19 protein-coding genes are annotated in these 25,755 nt (G+C 45.9%); 6 read left to right on the top strand and 13 right to left on the bottom strand.

Going from position 1 to position 25,755, the window contains the following annotated elements:
* Positions 1–143: 143 nt before the first annotated feature.
* The 8 genes from ACXHJ2_RS25155 to ACXHJ2_RS25120 form a co-directional block, all read right to left on the bottom strand.
* Positions 144–257, bottom strand: a complete 114-nt coding sequence (locus tag ACXHJ2_RS25155) for a putative holin-like toxin (protein WP_010347020.1) — start codon at positions 255–257, stop codon at positions 144–146.
* A gap of 162 nt (positions 258–419) precedes the next feature.
* Positions 420–1,157 carry an ABC transporter permease gene (locus ACXHJ2_RS25150; protein WP_165079882.1) on the bottom strand — a complete coding sequence of 246 codons (738 nt, stop codon included), beginning with the start codon at positions 1,155–1,157 and terminating at the stop codon, positions 420–422.
* 28 nt (positions 1,158–1,185) lie between these two features.
* A complete protein-coding gene (locus ACXHJ2_RS25145) occupies positions 1,186–1,896 on the bottom strand; it encodes an ABC transporter permease (protein ID WP_165079883.1) in 711 nt (236 codons plus the stop codon).
* The gene (locus tag ACXHJ2_RS25140; RefSeq protein ID WP_165079884.1) at positions 1,889–2,815 is read right to left on the bottom strand and encodes an ABC transporter ATP-binding protein; all 927 of its coding nucleotides are present in this window, start codon (positions 2,813–2,815) and stop codon (positions 1,889–1,891) included. The genes ACXHJ2_RS25145 and ACXHJ2_RS25140 overlap by 8 nt, the downstream gene beginning before the upstream one ends.
* Positions 2,816–3,010: 195 nt before the next feature.
* Complete coding sequence (locus ACXHJ2_RS25135) at positions 3,011–4,039, bottom strand: NADH:flavin oxidoreductase/NADH oxidase (RefSeq protein WP_185156501.1); 1,029 nt, start codon at positions 4,037–4,039, stop codon at positions 3,011–3,013.
* A 318-nt stretch (positions 4,040–4,357) separates the two neighbouring features.
* The gene (locus ACXHJ2_RS25130; RefSeq protein ID WP_165079886.1) at positions 4,358–5,662 is read right to left on the bottom strand and encodes an extracellular solute-binding protein; all 1,305 of its coding nucleotides are present in this window, start codon (positions 5,660–5,662) and stop codon (positions 4,358–4,360) included.
* A 106-nt stretch (positions 5,663–5,768) separates the two neighbouring features.
* Positions 5,769–7,415: a response regulator transcription factor gene (locus ACXHJ2_RS25125; protein ID WP_165079887.1), complete on the bottom strand. Its 1,647-nt coding sequence runs from the start codon at positions 7,413–7,415 to the stop codon at positions 5,769–5,771.
* Entirely contained in the window at positions 7,408–9,267 is a 1,860-nt protein-coding gene (locus ACXHJ2_RS25120) for a sensor histidine kinase (protein WP_165079907.1), read from the bottom strand. The genes ACXHJ2_RS25125 and ACXHJ2_RS25120 overlap by 8 nt, the downstream gene beginning before the upstream one ends.
* Positions 9,268–9,389: 122 nt before the next feature.
* Between ACXHJ2_RS25120 and ACXHJ2_RS25115 the strand changes: the two genes are divergently transcribed.
* Both ACXHJ2_RS25115 and ACXHJ2_RS25110 read left to right on the top strand, forming a co-directional pair.
* Positions 9,390–10,286: a carbohydrate ABC transporter permease gene (locus tag ACXHJ2_RS25115; RefSeq protein WP_013373700.1), complete on the top strand. Its 897-nt coding sequence runs from the start codon at positions 9,390–9,392 to the stop codon at positions 10,284–10,286.
* Positions 10,286–11,116, top strand: coding sequence for a carbohydrate ABC transporter permease (locus ACXHJ2_RS25110; protein WP_039271872.1), 831 nt, complete (start codon positions 10,286–10,288; stop codon positions 11,114–11,116). Before ACXHJ2_RS25115 ends, ACXHJ2_RS25110 begins: the two co-directional genes overlap by 1 nt.
* A 93-nt stretch (positions 11,117–11,209) precedes the next feature.
* Here ACXHJ2_RS25110 and lepB read toward each other — a convergent pair whose 3' ends face one another.
* Positions 11,210–11,830, bottom strand: coding sequence for a signal peptidase I (lepB, locus tag ACXHJ2_RS25105; protein ID WP_165079888.1), 621 nt, complete (start codon positions 11,828–11,830; stop codon positions 11,210–11,212).
* Positions 11,831–12,161: 331 nt separating this feature from the next.
* Here lepB and ACXHJ2_RS25100 point away from each other — a divergent pair, with 331 nt between their 5' ends.
* The 3 genes from ACXHJ2_RS25100 (at position 12,162) to ACXHJ2_RS25090 (ending at position 16,332) form a co-directional block, all read left to right on the top strand.
* Complete coding sequence (locus ACXHJ2_RS25100) at positions 12,162–13,511, top strand: right-handed parallel beta-helix repeat-containing protein (protein WP_165079889.1); 1,350 nt, start codon at positions 12,162–12,164, stop codon at positions 13,509–13,511.
* A gap of 111 nt (positions 13,512–13,622) precedes the next feature.
* The gene (locus ACXHJ2_RS25095; protein ID WP_064962769.1) at positions 13,623–15,155 is read left to right on the top strand and encodes an MFS transporter; all 1,533 of its coding nucleotides are present in this window, start codon (positions 13,623–13,625) and stop codon (positions 15,153–15,155) included.
* Positions 15,156–15,204: 49 nt separating this feature from the next.
* Positions 15,205–16,332 carry a glycoside hydrolase family 88/105 protein gene (locus ACXHJ2_RS25090; protein ID WP_013373705.1) on the top strand — a complete coding sequence of 376 codons (1,128 nt, stop codon included), beginning with the start codon at positions 15,205–15,207 and terminating at the stop codon, positions 16,330–16,332.
* An 82-nt stretch (positions 16,333–16,414) separates the two neighbouring features.
* Here the strand turns inward: ACXHJ2_RS25090 and ACXHJ2_RS25085 are convergent, their stop codons facing one another.
* The 4 genes from ACXHJ2_RS25085 to ACXHJ2_RS25070 all read right to left on the bottom strand — a co-directional run bounded on the left by ACXHJ2_RS25085 (position 16,415) and on the right by ACXHJ2_RS25070 (position 23,851).
* Complete coding sequence (locus tag ACXHJ2_RS25085; RefSeq protein ID WP_165079890.1) at positions 16,415–17,362, bottom strand: polysaccharide deacetylase family protein; 948 nt, start codon at positions 17,360–17,362, stop codon at positions 16,415–16,417.
* A 202-nt stretch (positions 17,363–17,564) separates the two neighbouring features.
* Positions 17,565–19,511 (bottom strand): acyltransferase family protein, encoded by a 1,947-nt coding sequence (locus ACXHJ2_RS25080; RefSeq protein ID WP_457874904.1) that lies wholly within the window; start codon positions 19,509–19,511, stop codon positions 17,565–17,567.
* Between the two features lie 275 nt (positions 19,512–19,786).
* On the bottom strand, positions 19,787–21,136 hold the full coding sequence (locus ACXHJ2_RS25075) for a sodium-dependent transporter (protein ID WP_025675755.1): 1,350 nt from the start codon (positions 21,134–21,136) through the stop codon (positions 19,787–19,789).
* 162 nt (positions 21,137–21,298) lie between these two features.
* Positions 21,299–23,851 (bottom strand): DUF2339 domain-containing protein, encoded by a 2,553-nt coding sequence (locus ACXHJ2_RS25070; protein ID WP_165079892.1) that lies wholly within the window; start codon positions 23,849–23,851, stop codon positions 21,299–21,301.
* Positions 23,852–24,430: 579 nt separating this feature from the next.
* Between ACXHJ2_RS25070 and serS the strand changes: the two genes are divergently transcribed.
* The gene (serS, locus tag ACXHJ2_RS25065; RefSeq protein WP_165079893.1) at positions 24,431–25,720 is read left to right on the top strand and encodes a serine--tRNA ligase; all 1,290 of its coding nucleotides are present in this window, start codon (positions 24,431–24,433) and stop codon (positions 25,718–25,720) included.
* Positions 25,721–25,755 lie beyond the last annotated feature (35 nt).

Below are 25,755 nucleotides of genomic sequence, written 5' to 3'. Positions count from 1 at the left end.
AAAATATTTTATAGAAGGATATACTAAAAAAGAGCAAGGATGCTGGTAACATCCCTACTCTTTGGCAACAGCCGCTTTGAAGAGCGGTCGGCTGAAAAGGGCTAGCTATTAGAAATAGACCGTGTTCCCCTCTCCAGGGCGGTCTATTTCTTTTTGTTTTGGTTCAGCGCAATAACAATGGTAACGATTAATCCGATCAACGCTACTAGTAGCGTGCCGAACATCATCATTAATGTCAGAGCATCCTTAACCTCCACAGGCATCACCTCCCTTCCGGGAGACTTAGCCGACCGCCCACCTAAGCCATTCTGTTGTTACTGGAATTATAGCACGTAAATCCGTCCTTAAGCGACAACATTTTACAGCTTCATCCAGCTAATCTTATATGGACACTCATCGTTCTTTGCTGCTTACACATTCTACTGTGTCTCTATACGGGTATAGCTTCTCAACGCCAAAAAAAGTCCCAGCACAAAAATGAAACAAATACTGATGAGCCCTCCAGAGACATTCGTGTATGTTCTCCCAAGCGTGCCATGCGGAGAAAACAATACGGGTACGGTCCATGGATAAAAGGTATTCCCCGGTGTATTAACCAAAACAAAGTTTAAACACATAACCGTACACATTCCCATAATAGCAGGCACAAATTTTTTCCAGCGAATGGCGAAGAACGTGATGGTCGGAATGAGCATAGCATGCATAATAATCATTTTAGTGAAGATTCCAAGCTGATACATAACGATTTCAAAGGTTAGCGGTCTGGTCGTAATTAACATACCCAATAGAGCAGATAGTACAAATGCCAACAACAGGCTAACAGCGATATACATGTAAATAACGAGCAACTTACTGAAGTAAATCCGAGTTCGTCGAACCGGGTTTGCGAACAGGGCAATATGGGTCTTCTCTTGATATTCTCTCGCATAGATATAGCAGGTCAAAATGTAGTAACTCATATACCCAGTTATTAAATTAATGGAGGATACCAAATCCATAAAGTAATCATTCCACCCGTTACGCTCCAAGGAAAACTTGGGACTTACAGCGAAAGTACTAAAAGTTAAAGATACGGTTACAATTAAGATAAACACACTTAGAAAAAGAATTTTGGTTCCTTTCAGCTTCAAGCATTCTGCTTTGAACAGGGCAAGCATATTAACCCTCCTTTCAAAAAATTCTCCATTAGTCTTTTCTTTGATATGTCCATATAGATAGAAACAATCCAAGAAGAAAAGTTAAGGATAAACTCAACCACGCTATGAGAGTATTGACGTGTATGATCGCACTTCCTTCATTGGGCGACAAAAGATAGGGCACAATCCAAGGGTACCATTCACTTTTGTATATAAAATTCAAAAATATAGCAGTACAAACTACGAGCACAACCACCATGATGCTCTTCCAACGTATAGCAAAAAAAGAGGCGATCGGGATTAACATCACATGCATCACACACATTTTAGCAAATACTTGGATTTGGTATACCCAGATAGCCATCGTTAAAGGTCGATCTGTAATGCACATGCCTAATAAGGCGGATAAAAACAGAACGAAAAATAAGGATACAATAATAAATCCATAAACAACGGTCAATTTACTAAAATAAAATTTAACCCTAGTGACAGGCGTGGTAAACATAAACAGATGCGTATTTTCCTGATACTCTCTTGCAAAAATATAACCAGTTAAAATGTAATAGCTGATAAATCCAGCTGCGACATTGACGAAGAGAACTATGCCCTCGAAATAGTAGGTCCAACCCCTTTTATCAATTGAATATCTATAAAAAACAGCGCTTAAAGCGAATTCCAACAGTACAACAGCCAACAATATTATAAAACTTAACAACAAAGCTTTAGAGCCTTTAAGCTTAATAAGTTCAGCTCTAATCACGTCGCCCACCCTCTCCTGAAATGAGAGTCAAAAAATATTCCTCTAGCGTCTGCTTTGTGGTGTGTATCTCATAGACTGAAAACTGATGATCTATTAACTGTCTATTCAACGCAGCTGTATTCTCAATCTGACTATGAATTCTTAGTTGTTGTGGGGATATCACATTAGATTGAAGCTGCTTTATGTGCTCTTGTAGAAACGCTTGTACTGCTTTTGCATCCTCTACCTTTAGATCTGTATATTGCTCAAAACCTTCCTCCAACTGACTCAGTCGATCTTCCGCTAACAGTTTTCCATTATGTATAATCCCGATGTGTGTAGCTAACTGCTGAATTTCGCTCAAGATGTGGCTGGAGATAAGAATCGTTTTTCCTTCTTCCTCGCACAATCGCTTCAATAGCTGGCGAATTTCCTTAATTCCAGATGGGTCCAGTCCGTTCGTCGGCTCATCCAATATAAGCAACTCAGGATCATGAACAAGTGCCCTGGCAATTCCTAATCGTTGCTTCATTCCTAGGGAAAAATCCTTAAACTTCTTCTTCCCCGTATGCTCTAACCCCACCGTAGTTAAGGTTCGTTCAATTCTCCCATCATCCTTCACCCCCATGTACGTACAGCAGATTCTCAGATTATCTCGTGCACTCAGATTTTCGTATAAACCTGGTGTTTCGATAATCGTACCTATTTTTGAGAAAATAGAAGGATAGCTTTTCTCCAACCGCTCGCCAAATAAAAAAACCTCCCCATTTGTAGGCTCAACCAGCCTCATCAGCATGCGGATGGTTGTCGTCTTTCCAGCTCCATTTTCACCTAGAAAACCGTAGATACTGCCCTGTTCTACATGTAAGGAAATATCGTCTACAGCTATCGACATCCCAAACTGTTTGCGAAGCTTTTTTGTTTCTATAACATACTGCATTTTTTTCTTCCTCCTACTCCTATACACACCAAATATAATTATTATACAGACTGTACTATCCACAAAATGTAAAAAACATCACAATTATTCATTTACCAATCATTATCCCGATAAAAACAAAACAGGCACCCGACGAAGCGTACACTTCGTTGCAGGTGCCTGTTTATATATAAACAACGTGGGATTACTTAGGCCTCAGTAGCCACGTTGATATTGTTCAGGTACGGAAGGCTTTTCGCCACGCAGCGCCACCGCTGCATGAATCGCCCAATAAGGATCGCGCAGCAATCCGCGTCCCACAGCGACCAGATCGGCATCCTCATTGCCGATTACAGACTGCGCCAAGGCTGGGTCATCCAGTACGCCGACGGCGATTACTGGGATGTTCAGCGCCTCGCGGATTTGGCGAGCAAACGGCACTTGATAGCCCGGATAGTTGCCTGGCTTTCTGGCTCCAGCCGGGCCTTCTCCGCCCGAGCTGACATGGATCATATCTACGCCTGCAGCCTGATATGCTCGGCTCAGCTCAATGGCATGATCCACATCGTATCCACCATCTACGTATTCCACCGCACTGATGCGTAAGATTAACGGCATACCCGCAGGCATTTCCTTGCGCACAGCCTGAATGACTTCTACGCCGAAACGGGATAGATCCTTTCCATACTCGTCATCTCGCTTGTTCGTAACTGGCGAATGGAATTGGTGAATCAGGTAACCGTGTGCACCGTGAAGCTCAATCGTATCCACGCCTGCTTGAACTGCCCGACGGGCGGCGTCTGCGAATTTTTGCACCATGCCACGCACTTCCTCCGTGGTCAATGCACGCGGCTGTTTATAATTCACATCCGGATATGCAATGGCCGAAGGAGCCACCGGCTCTGCTGCATCCTCAGCTTTACGGCCTGCATGGGCAAGCTGTATGCCAACCTTGGCCCCGTGCGCATGAATACCGTCAACCAGCTTTTTATACGCCGGAATATGTTCATCTGACCAAAGCCCCAGATCGTAATCCGTAATCCGTCCATCCGGTTCCACGTCCGTCATTTCTATAATAATCAGGCCCGTGCCTCCAATAGCCCGACTCAGGTAGTGGACATGATGCCAATCATTCGGAATTCCGTCCTTGTCTGTCACCGAGTATTGACACATCGGCGCCATAACCACCCGGTTTTTCAATTCCAAATCCTTCAGAGTGTACGGTGTAAACAACGAATTATTCAAAGCGTTCATCTCCTTTTTATCTCTACCACATAAATGAAAATACGTTCCAAATTACACGGTCTATTATAAGCATAATCGGCACAGTCCAAACGAAACAAAGAGATTCCCCAACTGGAGTATCCCTCATATTTGCACCGTGCAGTCATTATGTATATCGTATGTTGTAGATATATTGCACACAATCTATTATCCACAACTTAATAACTTTTTGCAAGTAAATATTTAAATATTATTAAGTATTTTTTTGTCTGCATTTTTCCAGACTCTTAGCCATAACACAAAAAGGCGCCCTTACGGGCACCTCTGCGAAAACTAGTCTTATTGCGCTGAGCCTAATTGAACCCATGCCTTCTCAATCTCTGCAACCGCCTGATCCTTGTTCATGTTGCCGCTAATATAAGCTTGCATCAGCTCGCCAAACTTTTGGTGGAATGTATCCAGCGAGTAGTTGACAGACAGATCACCAGACTTGGATGTTTTCAAAATGCTCTCCATTTCCTTAGGCATTTCCAGATCAGGAAGCGGCGCATCCTTGATTGGAGGGATTACCTTCGCTACTTGGGAGAACCAGTTCTTACCGTATTCCGAAGTGTACAGCCAGTTGAAGAATTCAATCGTTTCCTTGGATACTTCGGAATCCTTGTTGATACGCAGCGCCTGATCCGCACCCGTAATGATGACTGATTGATCCGCTTTGTCACTCACCGGATATCCCATGATGCCTATCTTGAGATCAGGATTAATTTTCTTGATTGCTTCCTCGTCCCATGCACCTTTGCCCGTCATAAACGCAGCTTTACCAGAGGCAAAATCGCTCACTTCTGCATTGCTGTCCCGTTCCAGCGGCTTATCTGTACCATGCTTCACCGTCAGATCGATGAAGCTAAAGAAGTTGTTGTACAGCACGGGGTAGTCCTTGATTTTCGCTTTACCTGCAATAAAATCATTAACAAGTTGCTTCGGCTCTACGCCAGCATCCTGCGCAGCAGCATCTACATAGTGTTGGAAGATATGCTTCCATACCCACCACTCTTTATACGCATTAGCAAATGGAGTAATACCTTTCGCCTCTAGCTTAGTAACAGCATCCTGCATCTCCGCAATTGTCTTCGGTGGGGAGGTTATCCCAGCCTTGGTAAGCAAATCTTTGTTGTAAATCAACGCAAACAGGTTCCCCTTGACTGGGAATCCCAACACTTTGCCGTCACTGGAACTCATATTCGCCCGGACAGCATCCGTCATGGCTGCTGCCAGCGGTTCATTGGTCAGATCGGCACTATAATCAGCATAGGTGTCGATGTCGCCTCCGGCTGTGGTCTGGAACACATCCGGTGTACTACCTGAAGCTATTTTTGACTTGAGAATGGTGTTGTAGTCTGCCTGCATGATCTCCAGATTGATCTTCACATTAGGTTTGACCTTCTTATACTCCTCGATATACGCGTTAAAAGCATCGGTATACTCCGGTGAGGCTGTAAACATATTTATTGTAACCGTTTTCAAATCTCCTTTGCCGCCAGTGCTTTCTTTAGCCGCATCTGTGCCGCCGCTGCCTCCACATCCGCTCAACAAACCGACCGTCAAAAGCAAACTGCCGGATAACGCCATCATCTTCTTTAACATGGATACTCCCCCATTTGTTTGTGATCAACGTCCATGCGCTCATTCTAAAAAATATAGTCCAATTTAAAAAGGCAGATTAGTGAAGCGTTAAGGGTAAAAAAGTGGTTTATTGCAGGCTCACGCGATACTCCGACGGTGACACCTGATAATAATTGCGAAAAGCCTTACTGAAATAGTTTTTATCCTTGTAACCGAGCATATCGGAAATTTCCTGAATTTTCAGACTGGAATCACCCAGCAGTTCCTTTGCCTTGTCCATTCTGACCTTCTGTACATATTCGTGAATGCCGTAACCAAACTGCTGTTTGAACAATTTCATCAGATATTCCCGGCTCAAAAAATAGGTTTCGGCAAAAAATGAGATTTTGATATCTTCAAAATAGTAACGGTCGATATACCTTTTGATTTCTGTAATATCAAAGGGCTGGTTTCCCGCTTGTGCATGTTGGACCCCGGCAATGTAAAGCTCCAGCATGCGGTGTAATCTCTGACTATAGTCGGCAAGGCTCGTAAAATCAGCAGACAGATTGCCTTCAACCACGCGCCCCAGTTCTCCTAAGGTTTCCTCCTGATTAGGCGCAGACACAGGCGTACCCAGCTCAATCGTTGCTTCTCTCAGTAAAAAATGGAACTCCCGCAGCAATCGGTCCGCATCCTGCAAACGGAAAACAGAGCCTGCTGCCAATTGCTTCAACAGATCGCTCAGTAGTACCTTTGCCCGGTTTGCTTGACCGGTCTGAGCATCCTTTTGGATCGACAACAGTCGATCCGTCCATGGCACTTCCTCTGACGCACCCACTTGCCGGGGCACCGTATGGAGAATAGATTCTCCTTCCAACTTCAACACATCCGTGCTGCGAATGAGCGTCTTGGCATCCCTATAAGCAGAAGCCAACTCCACCACGTCTGTACAGAGCTTGCCCACGCCGGCTGCTACCACCATATTGAACAGCCCATGCAGGTTCGCAACCGCCTTCTGTGCCACCTGTGCCAGTAGGAGGGACATATGTTCTTGTTGTCCTGAGGCCAGGGTACAGATAGAAACGACCTCACGCTCTCTTCGCGGATGGGGGAAGCTAAAACAACGCAACCGTTCATCTGATGTCTGCGCTAATACATTCGTTACAGCAAAATCCATCAGATCGGCATCGCCATGAAAACGTGTCCTGCGAATCTCATCCCTGTTCAGCAGCCGCAGCACGATCACGCCAAAGCGGTTCTCCTGCTGATCTGCTCCAATCAATGGCAGCAACGCGGTATTGGCCTGCTTTTTAAAGCTACCGTCCAAAATGGACATATAGAGCTTTTCTTTCAGCTTCGGTAGTGACATATTTAGCGTAATGCTCTGATTAATGAACTCGTCTTGGCTTTGCTTACGGCTTTCCAGAATGTCCACCGCCTTGCGCAGTGCCTGATTCAGATCCTGGCGGTTGATAGGTTTAAGCAGATAATCTACCACCCGCGATTGAATCGCTTGTCGTGTAAATTCAAAGTCGTTGTAGCCACTAATGACAATCGTCAGCAGATGGGGATACGCCTTCTCGATAACACGAAGAAATTCGATGCCATTCATCTCCGGCATTTTCATATCGACCATCACCACATCGATAGGGTGCTGACCCAGCAGCTCCATTCCCAACTTTCCATTCGTCGCCTCATAAATATGTTCGATACCCAGACGATCCCAGTCTCCAACAATACGAATGGCTTCGCGTAACGGTTCTTCATCGTCAATAATCAATACGTTATACATGGCTGACTCCTCCCCGGGGAATTTGCATTCTCATTTCTGTTCCTGTTTCATCCGTAAGTATGAATAACCCTGCCTGATCTCCATACAAAAGCTTCAACCGTGTGTTCAGATTTTTCAGGCCAATATGCTCGCTCTCCCGGTCTTCCCATTTTTCATCGAACGAATCCAGCACTACTTTCAGCTTGTCCTCTGAAATTCCAGGTCCGTTGTCCCTGACTGCAATTGTAGCGTCTGTAGCACCTGATTCGGCCGAAATGTCGATCAGAATGTCGCTTGATACTTTTTCCAACGCATGCTTGATAGAGTTTTCTACCAACGTCTGCACGGATAACCTCGGAATCGGCAGTTCCATCAGCGTGTCCTCCCATACCACTTCGACTCGGAGTCTCGCCCCGAATCTTGCCTTTTGCAGACCTATATACCGTTCAATATGCCTGAGCTCCTCGCGGGCAGCTACAATATCCTTGCCGTTGATGGAATAGCGCAGAGTTTGGGCCAATGCATCCACCATATCCGCCATGTCGAACATCTCCCGCTTTAATGCCTGTGTGGATATGGCTTGTAAGGCATTGTACAGAAAATGGGGATTAATCTCAGCCTCCAGCGCCTTGAGTATGGCATTCTTTTCGACCAGCTTCATACGATAGCGCTCATTAATAAGTTCTTCGGTTCTTTGGACCATTTCGTTAAAATGCAGCGACAAATAGGCAATCTCATCGTGCCCCTTCACAGGAGCCCTTGCCTCAAAATCTCCGGTGCTGAACCGTTTCATCTGGGTAGATAGCTTATGTAAAGGTCGGGTAATCGCGTTCGAGGTCAATGTCACCAAAATAATAGACACACCTAAAAATAAAGCCCCGATGACATAACTCCAATTCCGTGTGGTCGTAGCGGCTTCATAAATTTGGCGGTATGGAATCGGCTTGATGAGCTGCCACCCGTCCTTTTGGCCTGCATCATAAACGACCAAATACTCCTGGTTGCTGTTGCTGTCTGACCACGTTACTTGTCCGCTTCCTCCCTCTCCGATCTGAGCTAATACTCCAGAATCACGCATTCGTTCATACAGCGGAAGACTGTTCACATAAAAGGGAACCCGTTCGGGGCTGATCAGCATCAGTTGATCCCCTTTACCCAGTGGAATATTCCGCATGATTTCATCTACAGCGCTCGTGTTGTAATAAAAGGACAACACTGCCTGCGGGTGACGGGATGCAATCGATCTCAGCACTCGATGGTAAGCCATAAAACTGGCTTGCGGCGCCACATAGCCCATATCAGAGCGGGATTCCACAAAAGATTGAAAAGATTCGTTTGCAGTGCTGGCCATCGCCTCTTTATACCAGGGAAGCTTGGGAAGATCCGTGTTTATTCCTTTGCGTACCGTTATGTTATACGTCTCCCTAGTCACTACGTAGTATTGATGGCGGTCCGCCACATATAGATAGATCGCTTCCAGATCATTGCGGGAATAAAACATGTTGCGCAAGTAATTTTCAATGACCATTCGTGCAGCATAGTCCCGATTCTCATTAGCAATCGCGTTCATGATATCGTTATAGCGAAGCTGTGGCAGAGCCAGCTGCTGCATCCCCTCCAAGTAATCCTCCAAATTCTGATTGACCAGCAGCAGATTATTCGTCGTGCTGGCGATGCTATGGTTGACTGACTCCTTTTCAATCATCTGATAGGAAATAATCGTGAGTGAGCCCACCACCAGAATAATGACCGACGTAAAAAGCAGAATGAGCTTGTTCACTAATTTTTGCGTAATCCGCTTCCACATGGATCGAAGAATTGTCCCTACACGCCCTGACATCATGATAACCGCCCCTTTTGAAAGCGTACACATTTTTACCCTCAACTGTTTTCTTAAATCCATTGGTCCGGCCCTAGGGGCTATCCTATACTTTCATTATATCTTAAACAGCTTGGAGCGAAAGACCGGAAAATGCTGAGAAAAAGAGGTGCGTTATGCTGAAAAAAAGGGGAACATGGGGCGACAAGGGCAGCAAGCTGGAATTTGGTTTATTCACACTGCCCGTAATCTTGTGCATTACAATTGCATTTTATATTCCGTTTTTGATGACGATACGCTATTCCCTGACCAAGTGGAACGGCATATCCAAACATCCGAAATTCGTGGGTCTAGATAACTTCAAGCAAATCCTGCTCGGAGACGCTAACTTTGCACATGCAGCCTGGTTTACAATCAAATACGCCATTTTGTACATTGTGCTGGTAAACGTGCTGGCCATTTTGCTGGCACTCGTCCTCGACATGAAGCTCAAAAGCTCGGCCTGGCTACGCGCGGCTTTCTTTATACCTTATATCCTCAGCCTCGTTATTGTCGGCTTTATATGGAAATTCATCTTTATGCAAGGCTTTGAGTCACTGGACCACAGTACAGGCTGGGGCATCTTCCAGCTCAGTTGGCTAGGCGAGGAAGGGCTCGCGTTTATTTCCATTTTGGCGGTATCCATCTGGCAATCCATTGGCTTTTACATGGTCATTTATATTGCAGGTTTGCAATCTGTACCTGAGGATCTAAAAGAGGCTGCCATCGTTGACGGAGCAGGGCCGATCCGGAGATTTTTCAGTATTATTTTGCCAATGCTCGCACCCTCGATTACGATCTCGGTCTTCATGGCACTGACCAACTCGATCAAGGTGTTTGACGTCATTTTATCTCTGACTGGCGGTGGACCAGGAGGTACGACATACAGCATTGCGTATGATATTTACCGAGATACGTTCCAGAACAATCTGTATGGCTACGGAACAGCCAAAGCCTTGATTTTATTCGTTGCAGTACTGATCATTACGATTATTCAATTGTCTATTTTCAAACGCAGGGAGGTTGAAGCCTGATGCAACGCAGCCGTACAGGACGTATTTTGCTGGAAGCGGGCATGATTGTATTATCGCTGTTATTCTTGTATCCGCTGTTTCTCGCCATTAACAATTCGTTCAAAAGCTTCGCTGAGGTCATGACCGACGTCATTGCGCTGCCTAAGCAGCTTTCGCTGGATAACTACGTATATGTATGGAAGTTCATTGACTATCCACGCTTATTTCTGAATAACACGATTATCACCGTCGTCGGCCTGGCAGGTATCGTACTGATATCCTCCATCGCGGCCTACAAGCTGGCAAGAACCAAAAGCAAATGGAGCTCCGTGATTTACATGCTATGCATTATGCCGATGCTGATCCCATTTCAGTCTATTATGCTGACCGTCTTGCGCCTGGCGAAAGACTTGAATTTGGCAGACAGCACTTGGGGGCTTGGCCTGCTGTACTGGGGTTTTGGAGCCCCGTTGGCAGTGTTTATCTATCACGGCTTCGTGAAAGGCATTCCGGTCGAGATTGACGAAAGCGCCAAGATTGATGGAGCCTCAGGCTTTCGGCTTTTCTTTTCCGTCATCTTTCCTCTGCTGAAATCGGTCACCGCCACTATTGTTATTATCGACGTGATGTGGATATGGAACGATTTTCTACTTCCACTTCTCATGGTTAACGGCTCACCCAGCACCAAAACACTTACGCTGGCTGCCTATACCTTCGTTGGGCAATATACATCAGACTGGCAATATGCCATGACCGCGATGGTAATGGCTGTGCTGCCCTCCATTATCGTATTTATCTTTCTGCAAAAATATATTGTTAAGGGCGTAGTGGCCGGGGCCGTCAAAGGCTGAGACAACTATCCCTTACAGATGGCCCAAAGAGGACTTGCGTAAAGTTTACGCAAGTCCTCTTGTCTTCGTGATGTCCATGCCCGTACTCTGACATTATTTATGCTTAACCCATTGCGCGCTATCCATCGGCCAAAAGATCACATCCGCACGTCCAACAATGTCCTTGATGGAAACAAAACCAATAGCACGGCTATCCCTACTATTATTGCGGTGGTCACCCATCACAAAAATATACCCCTCAGGAACCTTGGAATCGGTTATGGATCCGTTTGGGAAGTCCACATTATTATATAATTCTCCCTTGGCGTGAGCATCTTGGATAGCTCCTTGAATGTATGGCTCCTCTACTTTCTTACCGTTCACATAAAGATGATCACCTTGATACTGAATGGTATCTCCAGCCACTCCAATAACACGCTTAATAAAGTCCTTTTGTTCCTTTTTTACATGGAATACAACAACCTCGCTTGCCTTGGGGTCACGAAAATCGTAAATTACCTTATTCACGACCACTCGTTCATCTGTTTTGAAATTCGGTTCCATGGATGCTCCCTCAACAATAAATGGCGCAAATAACAGCCAACGTATAATGAACACGAGCACAATGGCAACAATAATTGCCTTAAGCCAATCGATCATCTCATTGTTCATTCGCGGTCGCTTTTCCTGCAATGGTTCGGAAGTTGAACTCGTCAAATGCTTCCCGCTCTCCATGCGCTAAACCCACCTTTTCAACAGTTTTCATTTCTATTATATGTATAATGTTTAAGTATAATCAAATTTTCCCAGCCTTGCAAAACCATATTTTTAGTTGAAACAAAAGTGTGAACTTTTTTTCACAATATCAAAAAAACAACAAAAAACTGTTGATGCAAACGTTAACATATATTACACTGTGCATATACTTCTTAGAGCGTTTTGGACTTATGATAGATCAATCTGTCCCCCCAGGAGGTGTCCTGTTTTTTAATGGAAAGACAGCATGATCCACTTTTATATGTGCTATCTTCTTTTAAAATATGAGCTCAGATAAGGAGGAATTTACATGTTTAAACGGAATGATCGTTCAAAAAACGGCTTTAACGCTCTAAGACTCGGTGTTTCTTTTGTTTTTGCTTCTTCTTTCTTTATTGGAACCGCTTACGCAGATGTTCCATCCAACAACCTCCCCTCTACCACACTCACAGAGGAGGCCGTCAGCGCAACCGATTCAGCAGCTGTTTCCACCACGTTAGCGGCAGGTGATTTGTATGTGGATCCTAATGGTAACGTGTCCAATCCAGGCACGATATCTAGTCCTACCACCCTCGAAGCAGCACTGACACAAATTGCTCCTGGTAAAACCATCTACCTGCGCGGTGGTAACTACGCCTACTCTTCAACGATTACAATTCAGCGTGGAAATAACGGCAGTAACGGCTCACTCAAGGGGTTAGTCGCTTACGGTAGCGAAAAGCCTGTACTTGATTTTTCTGCTCAGGCCTTTGGTTCAGCCAATCGGGGACTTCAGCTTAACGGAGACTTCTGGCTGGTCAAAGGTCTTGAAGTCAAAGGTGCCGGAGATAACGGTATCTATATCGGCGGCAGTAATAACCGAATTGAAAATGTGGAAACCCACCACAATCGGGACACCGGACTTCAACTCGGGCGTTATTCCCCTAACGCTTCCACCAGTGAGTGGCCTGCGAACAATTTGATCTTGAATTCCTACTCTCACGATAATGCCGATCCCGATAATGGTGAGGATGCCGATGGCTTCGCAGCCAAGCTGACTGTAGGATCAGGCAATGTGTTCGATAACTGCTTGGCAGCGTACAACGTAGACGATGGCTGGGATCTGTACAGCAAAACGGAAACAGGCCCTATCGGTGCCGTAACCATTTTGAACAGTGTGGCCCATCACAACGGGCAAACCTCTGATGGAACGTCTACTGCGAACAGTGACGGCAACGGCTTTAAGCTGGGTGGAGACAAAATCAAAGTCAACCATATTGTAAAAAACAGTATTGCTTTCCAGAACAAAAAACACGGATTCACCTACAATAGCAACCCTGGCACAATTACTTTGACCAACAATACTTCATGGGACAATGGACAAAGCAATTTCGCCTTTGATAAGGGTGAACACGTGTTCATTAACAATCTCTCTTTTGAAGGAACAGCAAGTGATAAAACAAGTGGCACAGATCAAGATAACTCAAACGTTTGGTGGAAAAACAAAAAAACGACGAATGCCAAAGGTCTCGCAGCCAGTGCAGACGACTTTGTCAGTCTCGTGCCTTCCATCACTCGAGGCGCAGACGGTTCCATCCAGCTGGGTGATTTCCTTAAGCTGGCCAAAGGAAGCGATCTGATTGGCTCGGGTACTCCGAGCGGAAATATAGGGGCACGGTAAAAGCTCTACCTAATCAGGACGCCTGGCCCATCTACCAACCTAGACAATTCTGCATAATATAGCGACCGGTGATTGTCCTCATAACCAGACAAAATATGAGGTGAACAGATCATGGAACGAAAAATCACACTGAAACATACACTTGCCTATGGAAGCGGTAACATGCTGGGAAGTGGCGCACTTGCTATTAGCGGTGCATGGTTAATGTACTTTTATACAACCTTTTGCGGACTGTCTCCTGTTCAGGCCGCAGCCATTTTCTCTGTTGCCAGCATCATAGATGCGGTCAGCAATCCGATCATGGGCTTTATCAGCGATAACTTTCACCGAACCCGCTTAGGCCGTAAATTCGGCAGACGCCGTTTTTTCATCATGATGGGTATCCCGCTGATGCTCGTGTATCCGATGCTTTGGATAGATGGGCTGGGCTTCTGGTATTACCTGAGTACGTACGTGCTGTTTGAACTGGTGTACACCTCTGTCATGGTGCCGTATGAAGCACTAGCGTCCGAGATGACCCGAGACTTCGGCGCACGCTCCAGATTGACTGGATGGAAGGCCATGTTTGGTAAAATCGCCAATTTTGCTGCCGCTTTTATCCCTGGTCGCTTTATTGCTGCTTACGGCAAAGACTCTCCATTGCCTTTCTTGTATACCGGTCTCGTTTTTGCAGCAATTCTGCTGATTGCCATGGCTTTCTTGTACAAAAACTCTTGGGAACGTCCAAGTGAAGAACTGCAAAAGGAACTGGAAGGTGAAGCTCCGCTTTCCTTTATAGATTCCATGAAAAAGTTGTTTATCGACATTTCCTCTACTTTTCGGGTCAAGACGTTCCGTCATCATCTTGGGATGTACCTGGGCGGATTTTCAGCTGAGTGGCTGTTTACTTCAGCTTTTACGTACTTTATTGTCTTCTCCTTGTTCCAAAGCTCGGAGATGGTATCCAATCTGAACAGCTTTAACTCTGTCATTCAATTAATTTCTACCTATTTCTTCATCCAATTCTGTGTGCGTAAAGGGTTTCGTATGCCTTTCATCGCCGCACTCGTCGTCGTTTGCTTTAGCGTAGCAGGTTATGGCCTGCTCTATATGACGGGAGCCTCTAATACAATGATGTGGCTATATGTCATCACACTGTTCATGGGACTTGGTACGGGTGGCGTCTACTACATCCCTTGGAATCAATACACGTTCCTTGCCGATGTGGATGAAGCGTTAACTGGTCGTCGCCGGGAAGGTATTTATGCGGGTATGATGACTTTTGCCGGAAAAATGGTGCGGGCCGTTGTCGTTTTCATTCTCGGCTGGGTGTTACAGCACTTTGGCTTTGTATCCGGAGCTGAAAGTCAGCCAGTCTCTGCTCAGCACGCTATCTTTTATGTACTCGTGGTGGGTACGATCGTTCTCGCGATCATCGGGATGATTGCTTCTGTCGTAATGAAGCTGGATATTGACAGCCACAAGAAGCTAATCGCCGAGATTGACCGCCTCAAAAACGGCGGCTCGATGAAATCAGCCAAGCCAGAGGCTCGCAAAGTGTTCGAACAGCTGACAGGCTTCAGCTACGAGCGGTGCTGGGGCAACAACAATGTGGGCTTCAAGAGCAGACCCGTTGACCCTAAGACACACACTCCGTCTATGTAATCAGCAATAACAATTACAGATTAAACTTTACTGAAGAGGTGACTGTATCATGGCAAATTCAACTTCGCAACCAACAACCAATCCTACAAAAACAGAATCCTGGGCTGTACGTATGAGCGAATCCGTGCTTAAACGGAGTCCAGAACGTTATGAGAAATGGGAATATGACCATGGCGTGATTTACAGAGGTCTGGAATGGGTTGGCGAACTGACAGGTGATCCCAAGTATATGGAATATATAAAAAAACATATGGATCACTTTGTTGACGAAAATGGCGTGATTCAGCGCTATAAAGTAGATGAGTACAATATTGACCACGTAAATAACGGTAAGCTGCTCTTCACTCTGTATCGTGCCACAGGAGATGAACGCTATAAAAAGGCAGCCTTCCAATTACGCAGTCAGCTGGAAAAACATCCACGCACAAGCGAGGGCGCATTCTGGCATAAGCAAATTTATCCGTATCAAATTTGGCTTGACGGCTTGTACATGGGTGCCCCGTTCTATGCTGAGTTTATTCGCGAATTCGGAGATCCATCAGAGTTTGACGATGTGACCCTGCAATTCAAGCTATGCTACAAGCATACGCGTGATCCTGAAACAGGTCTGCTCTATCACGCTTGGGATGAGAAGCTGGAGCAGCCTTGGTGCAACCCGGAAACAGGCTGTTCCAAAAATTTCTGGGGCCGCTCAATGGGCTGGTTTGTCATGGCACTCGTCGACGTGCTGGACTACATCCCAGAAGATCATGCAGATCGTCCCGTCTTGATCGATATGCTGAACGAAACACTGGAGGCCTTGCTGAAAGTGCGTGATAAGGAAAGCGGCGTCTTTTATCAGGTGCTCAATCTGGGCCATGTGAAAGGCAACTATCTGGAAGCATCTGCTTCCTGCATGATTCTATATGCTATTGCTAAAGGTGTTCGCAAAGGCTATCTGCCAGAGCATTATCGTCAAGAAGCGGAAATCATCCGTAAAGGTATTATTGATGAGTTTATCACGATTACTGAAGAAGGACTTGTGAATCTGAACAAAACAGTACAAGTAAGCGGTCTGGGAGGTAAGGATCGCCGGGATGGTACCTTCGCTTACTATATCAGTGAGCCGATTATAACTAACGATCCCAAAGGTATTGGCGCTTTCATTCAGGCGATGGGTGAAGCGGAGCGCATCTAAACGATGCGGACTATATACTCTTAGATAGCACAAAGGACGGTGGCGATCAGCCCCGTCCTTTCCTCATTTATGCCTACCTTACTTACTTCATAACTTTAAATTCATATCCCTGTTTCTTCAGATATTCTATGATTTGTGGCAATGCTTTGGCCGTTTCTTCTTTACCATAGGTGTCATGCATGAGTATGATTGCTTTTTCTCGACCTTTGACTGACCTTATAAACTGGTTGATTAGTGCCGGTGCTTTCTTGGATCTTCCCTCTGCATCCTTCGTTAATACATTCCAGTCCACCTGATGGTAATCCTTTTGACGCAAAACCTTATCCAGAGCAGCCATTCCCTGTGGATCTCTTCTGTTCCATGTCATGTGGCCCCCAGGGAAGCGGATCATTCTGGTGGAGAATTCTGGCCCCAGAATGCTTTTTAGAACCTGATTGTTCTTCTCGATCTCCTGCATAACATGATCCGTATTTACTCGTCTGTTCGGATATAAATATTTATAATTATGTGAGTACGTATGGTTCCCTATCGCGTGACCCTCTTTGGCAATTCTTTTGATAAGGTTCCTGGTATGCTCATTTTCATTGGCTTCTTTACCTACAATAAAAAAGGTTGCCTTGACCTTCTGCTTTTTCAGAATATCTAATATCTGAGGTGTGACCGTCACGGATGGTCCGTCATCAAAGGATAAGTAAGCCACTTTTTTACCATCAGCTCCATCGGGCATTTGTCCTAGCATTTGCTGATTTAAATATTTTTCGACAAAGGCACCGTCTTCTACATCGGGATCGTTTTTTGGAGAGGCCGCTTTACCCTTTGCCCCTGCGCTGGATTTAATATTTGATGAGCCGGAATCCATTTTTTTAGCAAGCTCCTGGGTCGGCGCGTGTGGCTTGCTATCCGAGACCTTTATCGCAATAAAAGTAATACAGCCTGCCACAAATAATATAATAGCAATCAGTATCAGCCTTCTTCTGTTCCTCTTCAAGCGGTGCTCACTTGTTCTACTATGTGAATAACCCTTTTCCATTAGATTATGTACCTCCACACCAAAATAAGAAAAACCACCGGAGCAGGGTGAAAGGGCACCTTACAACGAACATTGCAAAACTCTGAGGTTTAGCCAATGAAAGTTTAAGGGTGCACTTCAACCAGGGGACGGACAACCTACTTCCCGGTGGTTTCTTATCTTGCATTTGCATAATTTATGAATATCATTGCGGTTCTGCTCATTAAGATTGCTTCGTTAGGGCCTCAGCCAGCAAAGATGCATAGGCTTTAGCGCCTTTAGGTTTTAAATGTACTCCATCATGCTCAAAATATGAGTTTTTACCAGAACTTGCTGCATACCAGTCAATCATTGTAATTCGCGGATCTTGGGATGCAGCTTCGGCAAGATGCTTGTTCACAATGCTCTCCCAGGGCCGTGGTACACGGGTATTCACAAGTATAATACGCTTCGTATCCTTCAGGCTGGCGAGCAGATCAGATAACTGGTCCTTGGTAAAAGCGCCGTTCGTACCCAGTTCAATAATCACCGTCTTACCCAGCTGTCCGTTTTGTCTCAGTTGCTCCAGTACAGCAGGCGCTTCCGTCATTTGACGGCCGATCCGTCCATCCACAACGGCCCCCGGGAAGTATTCCTCAATGTACGACTGTACATCGAGCATGACAGAGTCTCCAATGGCGGTCACGCTCGAACCATCGCCTGTCATAGACTTAGCCTGTTTGGATGTAGTCGAAGGTTCCGTCTTCGTCGTAACGCCATCCGCAGTACCAGCCTTGACTGTCGTGTTTTTAGGCGTCTGGGCTTGAGACGGAGCTTTACTGTCCTGGACTCCTTGTGGCTTGATGGCTGTAGGCTCCTTGGAAGCTACGGACACCGTTCCGTGAAGAGGCGGCATCGCCTTTGCCTTTGCAATTGGCTTCTCATCACTAGATGCTGCCTGCAATGTTGCGTCAGGAGATACCACGTACAGGTGAACTGTACCCACACCAATACCTATACAAAACATTGCTGTTGCGGTTGTAGAGATCCATCTCCACCGCACCTGTCGACGAACCGCTGAACGAATTCCTGCAATCCAGTGCCGGAATCCATCGTGCCGAATCGGTTCCTCGACATATTTAAACGAGAGAGACGCCAGCAGTATGGTAGCTAGCAATTGTATAACGATACGCATCACATGCACACCATCGGTGTCCACCTGAGGTGTAGTTAGCGTGATAACTGGAAAATGCCATAGATACAATCCGTAGGAACGGGCGCCTATCCAGCGTAGCGGCTTGCGTCCAAGCAGGCGACCGAGATGGCTCACTGGGTGTGCCAACGCTGCGACCACAATAGCAGTGACCACAGCAATCCCCAGCAAGCCGCCGCGGTACAGAGATGGATCATATTCATTCGAGGCCCACGCCCAGTGGCATAGCAGCAGCAAGCTGATTGCACCGATGCCATCGAGAAGCAGGCGCGCCTTCGCAGAAGCATGCTCTTTCAGCTTGCCGCTTGGCCATACCAAGGCCAGCGCCGCACCTATCAATAGAGCGAAGCCACGTGTATCCGTGCCATAATATACCCGGCTCGGATCGCTTCCCGGTACGTAAATCACGGCCATGAGGAGCGCGGATATTAACGCCAGACAAATCACCCATCCGGCCAGTACAATACGCTTGGGCATGTACTTTAGCCCAAGCGCCAGCAGTAAAGGCCACAGGATATAAAACTGCTCCTCCACCGCAAGCGACCACAGATGCCCAAGGGGAGAAGGAGGGCCGAAAGTTTCAAAATACGAAACCTGATGGAAAATAAACCACCAATTGCTCATATACACCAATGCGGCAGGTACATCTCCGCGCAAGGCCGTAAGCCGTGACGGATCGAAAAGCAACGAGCACAGGACAATGACAGCCACAACCGTCAGCATGGCAGGCAGCAACCTTCTGGCACGACGCACCCAGAAATCTTTCATTTTAAAACTATGATATGTATCCCACTGACTGACTAGAATATCTGTAATCAGATACCCCGACAAAGTAAAAAAGACGCCTACACCCAACAAACCACCCGGCAACCAATCCGGATTCAGATGATACACAATGACTGCGATGACCGCCAGTGCTCTTAATCCATCCAAACCTGGCATATAACGACGTTGTGACGACAACCGATTAGACTTCATTTCAGCCGCCGTCCTTCTTGCAAATTCGAACTCTCTGTCTGTTTCAATGCTCTTCTGCCCTTTCCCTCTCCTGCACATCGTCTGTGCGATGCCCTGTAGCCTTTTCATTCATTATATAAAACTTCATAATCGTAATGATTTCATTGAAGTTAAAATTAATGACAATGTTTTTATTATATCATTTCTTTCCACAGTTAGGTAACTGCTGATAGATATACAAAAAAAGGCATCTCTTCCCTTAGGAAGAAAATACCTTTTTTTTAAATTCGTATCTATTAAAATTTGATGATCCCTGAGGTATGAAGGAATACCAACAACATCAGGATCGGTGCAACATAGCGAAGGCCGAACAACCATACACGGAACCAGATAGGCTTGAGATTGGCATGCTCGCCAGCAGTTTTCCAGTAGTACCCTGTGAATATAACAATCAGTAAGCCACCAAGTGGCAAGAAGATGTTGGACGCTGTGAAGTCAACAAAGTCAAAGAAGGATTTGTCGCCCACCTTTAACTCTGGAACCAACCCCATAGACAATGCAGAAGGGACACCCAGCAACAGACACAGGATCGATACGATGACAACCGAGCGAACCCGGCCCCAACGGAACCGCTCCATAACATAAGCTACGGGTACCTCCAGCAGGGATACCATAGAGCCTAATGCTGCGACCGCCAGCAATACGAAGAACAAACCGCCGAAGAAAGCTCCGAAAGGCATGGCAGAGAATGCAGCCGGTAAAGCAATAAAGACCAAAGACGGTCCTTGGGCAGGGTTAATACCAAAGGAAAAGGTTGTAGGGAAAATGATCATACCTGCGATAAACGCATAAATTAAATCCCCGCCACCAACTGCCAGCATGGCTCCACCCAGCGATTGTCGACGATCCACATAAGCACCATAAGTGACCATGATCCCCATCCCCAGTGAGAGGGAGAAGAAGGCATGTCCCAAAGCAACCAATGCAGACTCTATACTTAACTTAGAAAAATCAGGATTCAAAAAGAAGGATACACCCGCACCAGAGCCTGGCAGCATGAGAGCGTTAATCATCAGCACGAGCAACAGGATGACCTTAGCAGGAATCAAAATTTTATTGAACTTTTCAATTCCGTTCGATACCCCAAGGGTAACCACGACTGCTGTAAATGCAAAAACAATTAACAACCACACCAACGGTGCATAGCCGGAAGAAAATGAAGCGAACTGGCCAGCAAAATCATTATTAGAAAACAGACTTCCGCTAAATGCCTCTACAGCATAATGCAGTGTCCATCCTCCTACAATGGCATAGAACGACAAAATAACAAACGGCACGATAACAAACATAATGCTCATCTTGCCCCAAATTGGATGTCCGCCTACTTTCACCATTGCAGAGGCAGCACTTCCTCGACCTGCACGACCAAGCGCAAGCTCTGCTAAAAGCACAGGCAAACCAACAAGCAACAAGCAGACAATAAACAACAAGAAAAATGCAGCTCCGCCATATTGTCCGGTAATATACGGAAATTTCCAGATGTTACCTAGTCCTGCCGCACTCCCGATCGCTGCCAAAATGAATCCAGCCGACGAGAAGCGTTCATTCTTATCAGACAGGTTATTCTTCCCCTTGCCCAAATTCATGGTATCCCCCTCATTCTCTCTACTTACGCATAAACTTGAGCATGCGTACATAAATAATTTTTTCTCATTATAGCGTAAGTAGGATGTAAGGTCATGCATAATTTTTCACTATTACCGGATTTATTTTCATAATGTTCGGTATCTACACAATACAACAAAAAACTACATTTTTTCTTCAGTATCCTTCTTAATAATGGTCTCTCCCATACGATTGGATACTTTTTGGTAAATATACGAAATGGCCAGCAATACAACCCCAAAGGAGAAATAGGCTACAATAGTGCTTCCTGACGTTAACAAATGTAGATCGTACAAAAGCAGCTTACCTGTCGATAGCAGGGTCAAACCCAATCCAAATCGGCGGATGTAGACCACTCGTTTGAGGAAGCCGTATACAATATACAAAATAGCCAGCAGCAGATACACCAGACTGAACACAAGACCTGCGTCTCCCAGACGGAACTGAACTCCGAGAAAGGCGGTAATGATACCCAACAAATATACTCCTATAATGACCGGATACAGCTCATTACTTCTATACTGTCGAGTCATCAGTGCGTTTAGGAAGTCCCTGCTGCTGAAGAATACCAGTACATTAAAGGCTGCCAGTACAATTAACGCCACGTAATCAGCAGCCGTATTCTGCGCGTAATCCTCATGCAGGGTTGGAATCGCTACGGTAACCACCAATGCCAGAGCGTAGCCTATGACGTACAATGTCAAGCTATAGTATTTAATCACCCGATCGTACAGTAGCTTCACTTTAGGCAGGAAATAAGCTAACACCAGAGATACGCAGGTGAACAACAACACCTTGTACAAGGTGTAATGTGCAAACTCATCGGATACGACGATGTTATACCAATGACCAGCTTCATACAAAAGATAGAAGTACACGTTCACCAAAGCTACATACTTAAATCCTTGCATGATATGCATTTCGTACAAACGATTGTTTTTGAAAGCATTCGGACGGCTAAATTCAATCGCATAAAAGACAGTAACGATCAACATTCCCAATGTAATGAGCGTATATTTGAGCCCAAAATAATCCGTCTCAAAGCCTGATAACAGATATATAGGGAAATCGATGAAAAAGAATGCGCCCAGACACAGTCCTAGAATGCCCCAGCCTGCACGCTCTAATTCCTTCAAGCGATAGCGATGTCCATATAATGTGAGGAGCACTGCCTCGATTAACCAGCCCATGGACAACCATCTGACTCCAAACTGGAACGGAATCATGAGAATGGCAAAGGTCAATGATGTCGCATAAAATAGTATTTTGGTTTGTTTCTCCTCTGGAATATATCGACGAACCCATTGGCCCAAGCCCCCATACACCAAGCAAAAGACGAGTGCCAGCAATCCTTTGTAATCATCCAGGCCTGCATCACCGAACAGAGAATACAGAACGGAACAGCTCACGACTGTATTCAGAGCCAACAGAGAGAAATCCAGCCATGATAGTTTTGTTTTGAATCGGAACGGCACCCACAGTGTCATCCCGAGATACATTGCAAATGTAATGATTGCATACAGCATGCTGGCTATGGTGCTGTCTGATAACCACGTGAGTACAACCATTAATGGGGTATTGAGTAGAAAGCTGATATATTGCACGATGACCCACCGTTTGCGGAAGGATACGAGCAGGATCAACAGGTTCAGCAGGAATAGATAACCCATCGCAATATACACAGAGTTTCCTTCCAGCCCGTTTGCTGCCATATAAGAGAATAACGGGAGATAGCCCCCTACTAAACCAAAAGAACATATTGTTCGAGATTCATATCTTAATGACAACAGCACAGCGGTCACCGTAACGAGAACAGACAAGCCTATGCCTGTGTACATTCCTATGATTTCTAGCAAAAAGTAGCTATAAAATATGGACCCGTACAGTACAGAAATACCGCCGCCCAAAATACCGAGCGCAAAGGTCTGCTTCTGCTTGCGATACAACCACTCGCCGCCGCCCAGCATTAGCGCTCCTAGCAAAAAGAAGGCAACGCCCTTCATATTTCCTGTAAACCAGTTTGAGTATGAGTATTTAAAAGCGGCTCCCACACCCAAGATAATGAGCAAAATCCCTAGCTTGTTAATCCAGTTCAATCCCAGCATCATTTCAAACTGATTCTGCTTCATACGCTTCTGCATCGTTTCTTCGCTGATCTCTTCTTCCCCGAGTTGATGGAGCTCGTGTGCCGTCTGATGAAGCAATTTGCGCTCTGCCTCCTGAAACCGCCTGCGTTGCTCCATGATCCGGTCACGAATCTCCTCTGAGAATAGTCTCAGTCTAGCGACGATCTCGTCCTGATCCTCTTTAAGCTCATGAGTGGTTTGCTGAATAAGCTGGTCCACCCGGTTTTTAGCCCCATACTCAATGGATGTCAGCCGATTTTCCCCTTCTGCGGTTCTGGAAGCAAAATAGGTCTCCAGCTTTTCCCGCGAAATGCGAATCATATTCGCCTTTTCGCTCAGCATTTGCTCTGTCAGCGCAGTACGCAGCTTACCATTTTCCTGCTCAATATGTCGTACCCGCTCTTCCAAATGAATGCAGCGAGCCTGATAATCCTCGAACTTTTTTTGCAGCACCTCATTCTCCAGAATGATATCTGAAGCTTCGTAATCTGTAATTAATGTTTGATACTCCTTGAGCAGCTTATTCTGTTCTTGGCGGATCGTATGTAAACGATCTTTAAAATCCTCCATGTTCTCCTCCATCGCTGTTCGTTTTGGTAATCAATACATTTTACATGAAATTAAAATAGCATTATAGAGACTATAGCCCATTTTGGACGCTGAATTGAGGCTATTACTTAAATATTCTTCCAGTTTCATCATCGCAGATGAAGCAGAATGGATATACATAAGAAATAAAGCCTACCTTTCCTCTTCGCAAACATGAAATCCGAATTATTTACACTGTGTATTTATTTTTATTGGAAAGATCATGTTGAAAAACGGAAGTAATCCAATGTACAGACTCACGCCCTTGATTAACTTGCCAAAAATCCGTATACTAACAAAAAAGCAAACGACATTATGCCTATGAAGAGCATCCAACTCGGAGGCGTTTACGCCAAGGATTATACGTTAGTGTACGATATGGCGATATGTTCCTAAGTAAACCGGACCCGCCCGTTAAAGCGGAGCAAAGTGGATTGGAGAGTCATGACATCAGTCATGCTGTCCGGTCAATTTGGGTGGCACCGCGAGATCAAAGCGCTCCTCGTCCCATGTGGATGAGGGCGCTTTTTGTATTTTTATCCAAAGAAGGAGTGCGGTGTCATGTTGGATATCAAATGGATCAGAGAGCATCAAGAGCAAGTTCAGAGAGCAGCAGACGACAAAGGAATACAGGTATCGGTCGCAGAATTGTTAACCCTGGATGATCGGAGAAAGCAGTTGCTTCAGGAAGTAGAACAGCTTCGTCAGACACGCAATCAGTGCAGTCAGGATATTGGGGCACTGATTCATGCCGGAAAGAATGAACAGGCGGAACGGGCTAAGCGGCAGGTTAAAGAAATTAACGGACGACTAGATCTTCTGGAAGTTCCGCAACAGGAAGTAGAGGAACAATTTCAACAGCTTTTGCTTCTAATGCCTAATATCGTATCCCCAGATACGCCGCGAGGCCAGTCGGATCAAGATAATATAGAATTGGAGAGGGTCGGGGCGATACCTGACTTTGGATTTGAACCCAAGGATCACATGACGCTCGGCCAGCTTCACAACCTGATCGACGTGCCTCGCGGTGTCAAAACAGCCGGTACCCGTAACTACTATCTGACGGGAGCTGGGGTGGCGTTGCACCGGGCTGTGCAGCAGCTTGCTGTTGATCTGCTAAGCAAACGAGGATTTCAGCTGCTGGACGTTCCATTAATGGTACGCTCCGAGGCAATGCGCAGCACTGGCTTTTTCCCGCTTGGATTGGATCAGACGTACCGTATCGCAGGGGAGGATCAATGGCTTGTAGGCACCTCGGAAGTTCCGCTGGTCTCGTATTACAGCGGAGAAATTGTGGACGTTACAGACCCGATTCGGCTGGCGGCGGTATCCGTATGCTTCCGCAACGAGGTCGGCTCGGCCGGAAGGGACGTTCACGGACTGTATCGTGTGCACCAGTTTGCCAAGGTGGAGCAGGTCATCATCTGTGAGGCGAGCTTGGACGCTTCAGAGCAGATGTTTCAGGAAATTACGCGTAATGCGGAAGATCTGCTTCAACTGTTGGAGCTGCCTTACCGCAAGATGGCTGTCTGTACAGGCGATATGTCGCAAAAAACCTACAAGCAGGTGGACATTGAGACATGGATGCCTAGTCGACAGGCTTACGGCGAAACACACTCGTCGTCCCAGCTGCTTGATTTTCAGGCGCGTCGTTCCAACATCCGGTACCGTAACGCGGACGGCAAGCTTCAATATTGTTACACACTCAACAATACAGCGGTCGCTTCGCCTCGGATCTTGATCCCGCTGCTAGAGCATCACCAACAAGAGGACGGTTCGATCCGCATTCCAGAAGCTTTACGCCAGTATATGCCGCAGCATATGGATTTTTTGCGTGTGCCCACGTCATGAAAATATGGGCACACTCTGAAGAAGCGTAGAGACAA

Source organism: Paenibacillus sp. ALE3 (genome assembly GCF_054113405.1).
Note: the sequence above shows the minus strand (reverse complement) of the source record. Positions and strands in the feature narration are given on the sequence as shown.

Bases quoted from the DNA above. Each gene is read 5' to 3' on its own strand.
- serS (WP_165079893.1), top strand. From the start codon at position 24,431: ATGTTGGATATCAAATGGATCAGAGAGCATCAAGAGCAAGTTCAGAGA.
- lepB (WP_165079888.1), bottom strand. From the start codon at position 11,830: ATGGAGAGCGGGAAGCATTTGACGAGTTCAACTTCCGAACCATTGCAG.
- ACXHJ2_RS25115 (WP_013373700.1), top strand. From the start codon at position 9,390: ATGCTGAAAAAAAGGGGAACATGGGGCGACAAGGGCAGCAAGCTGGAA.
- ACXHJ2_RS25095 (WP_064962769.1), top strand. From the start codon at position 13,623: ATGGAACGAAAAATCACACTGAAACATACACTTGCCTATGGAAGCGGT.
- ACXHJ2_RS25085 (WP_165079890.1), bottom strand. From the start codon at position 17,362: ATGGAAAAGGGTTATTCACATAGTAGAACAAGTGAGCACCGCTTGAAG.
- ACXHJ2_RS25110 (WP_039271872.1), top strand. From the start codon at position 10,286: ATGCAACGCAGCCGTACAGGACGTATTTTGCTGGAAGCGGGCATGATT.
- ACXHJ2_RS25125 (WP_165079887.1), bottom strand. From the start codon at position 7,415: ATGTATAACGTATTGATTATTGACGATGAAGAACCGTTACGCGAAGCC.
- ACXHJ2_RS25070 (WP_165079892.1), bottom strand. From the start codon at position 23,851: ATGGAGGATTTTAAAGATCGTTTACATACGATCCGCCAAGAACAGAAT.
- ACXHJ2_RS25130 (WP_165079886.1), bottom strand. From the start codon at position 5,662: ATGTTAAAGAAGATGATGGCGTTATCCGGCAGTTTGCTTTTGACGGTC.
- ACXHJ2_RS25090 (WP_013373705.1), top strand. From the start codon at position 15,205: ATGGCAAATTCAACTTCGCAACCAACAACCAATCCTACAAAAACAGAA.
- ACXHJ2_RS25075 (WP_025675755.1), bottom strand. From the start codon at position 21,136: ATGAATTTGGGCAAGGGGAAGAATAACCTGTCTGATAAGAATGAACGC.
- ACXHJ2_RS25100 (WP_165079889.1), top strand. From the start codon at position 12,162: ATGTTTAAACGGAATGATCGTTCAAAAAACGGCTTTAACGCTCTAAGA.
- ACXHJ2_RS25140 (WP_165079884.1), bottom strand. From the start codon at position 2,815: ATGCAGTATGTTATAGAAACAAAAAAGCTTCGCAAACAGTTTGGGATG.
- ACXHJ2_RS25120 (WP_165079907.1), bottom strand. From the start codon at position 9,267: ATGTGTACGCTTTCAAAAGGGGCGGTTATCATGATGTCAGGGCGTGTA.
- ACXHJ2_RS25150 (WP_165079882.1), bottom strand. From the start codon at position 1,157: ATGCTTGCCCTGTTCAAAGCAGAATGCTTGAAGCTGAAAGGAACCAAA.
- ACXHJ2_RS25080 (WP_457874904.1), bottom strand. From the start codon at position 19,511: ATGAAGTCTAATCGGTTGTCGTCACAACGTCGTTATATGCCAGGTTTG.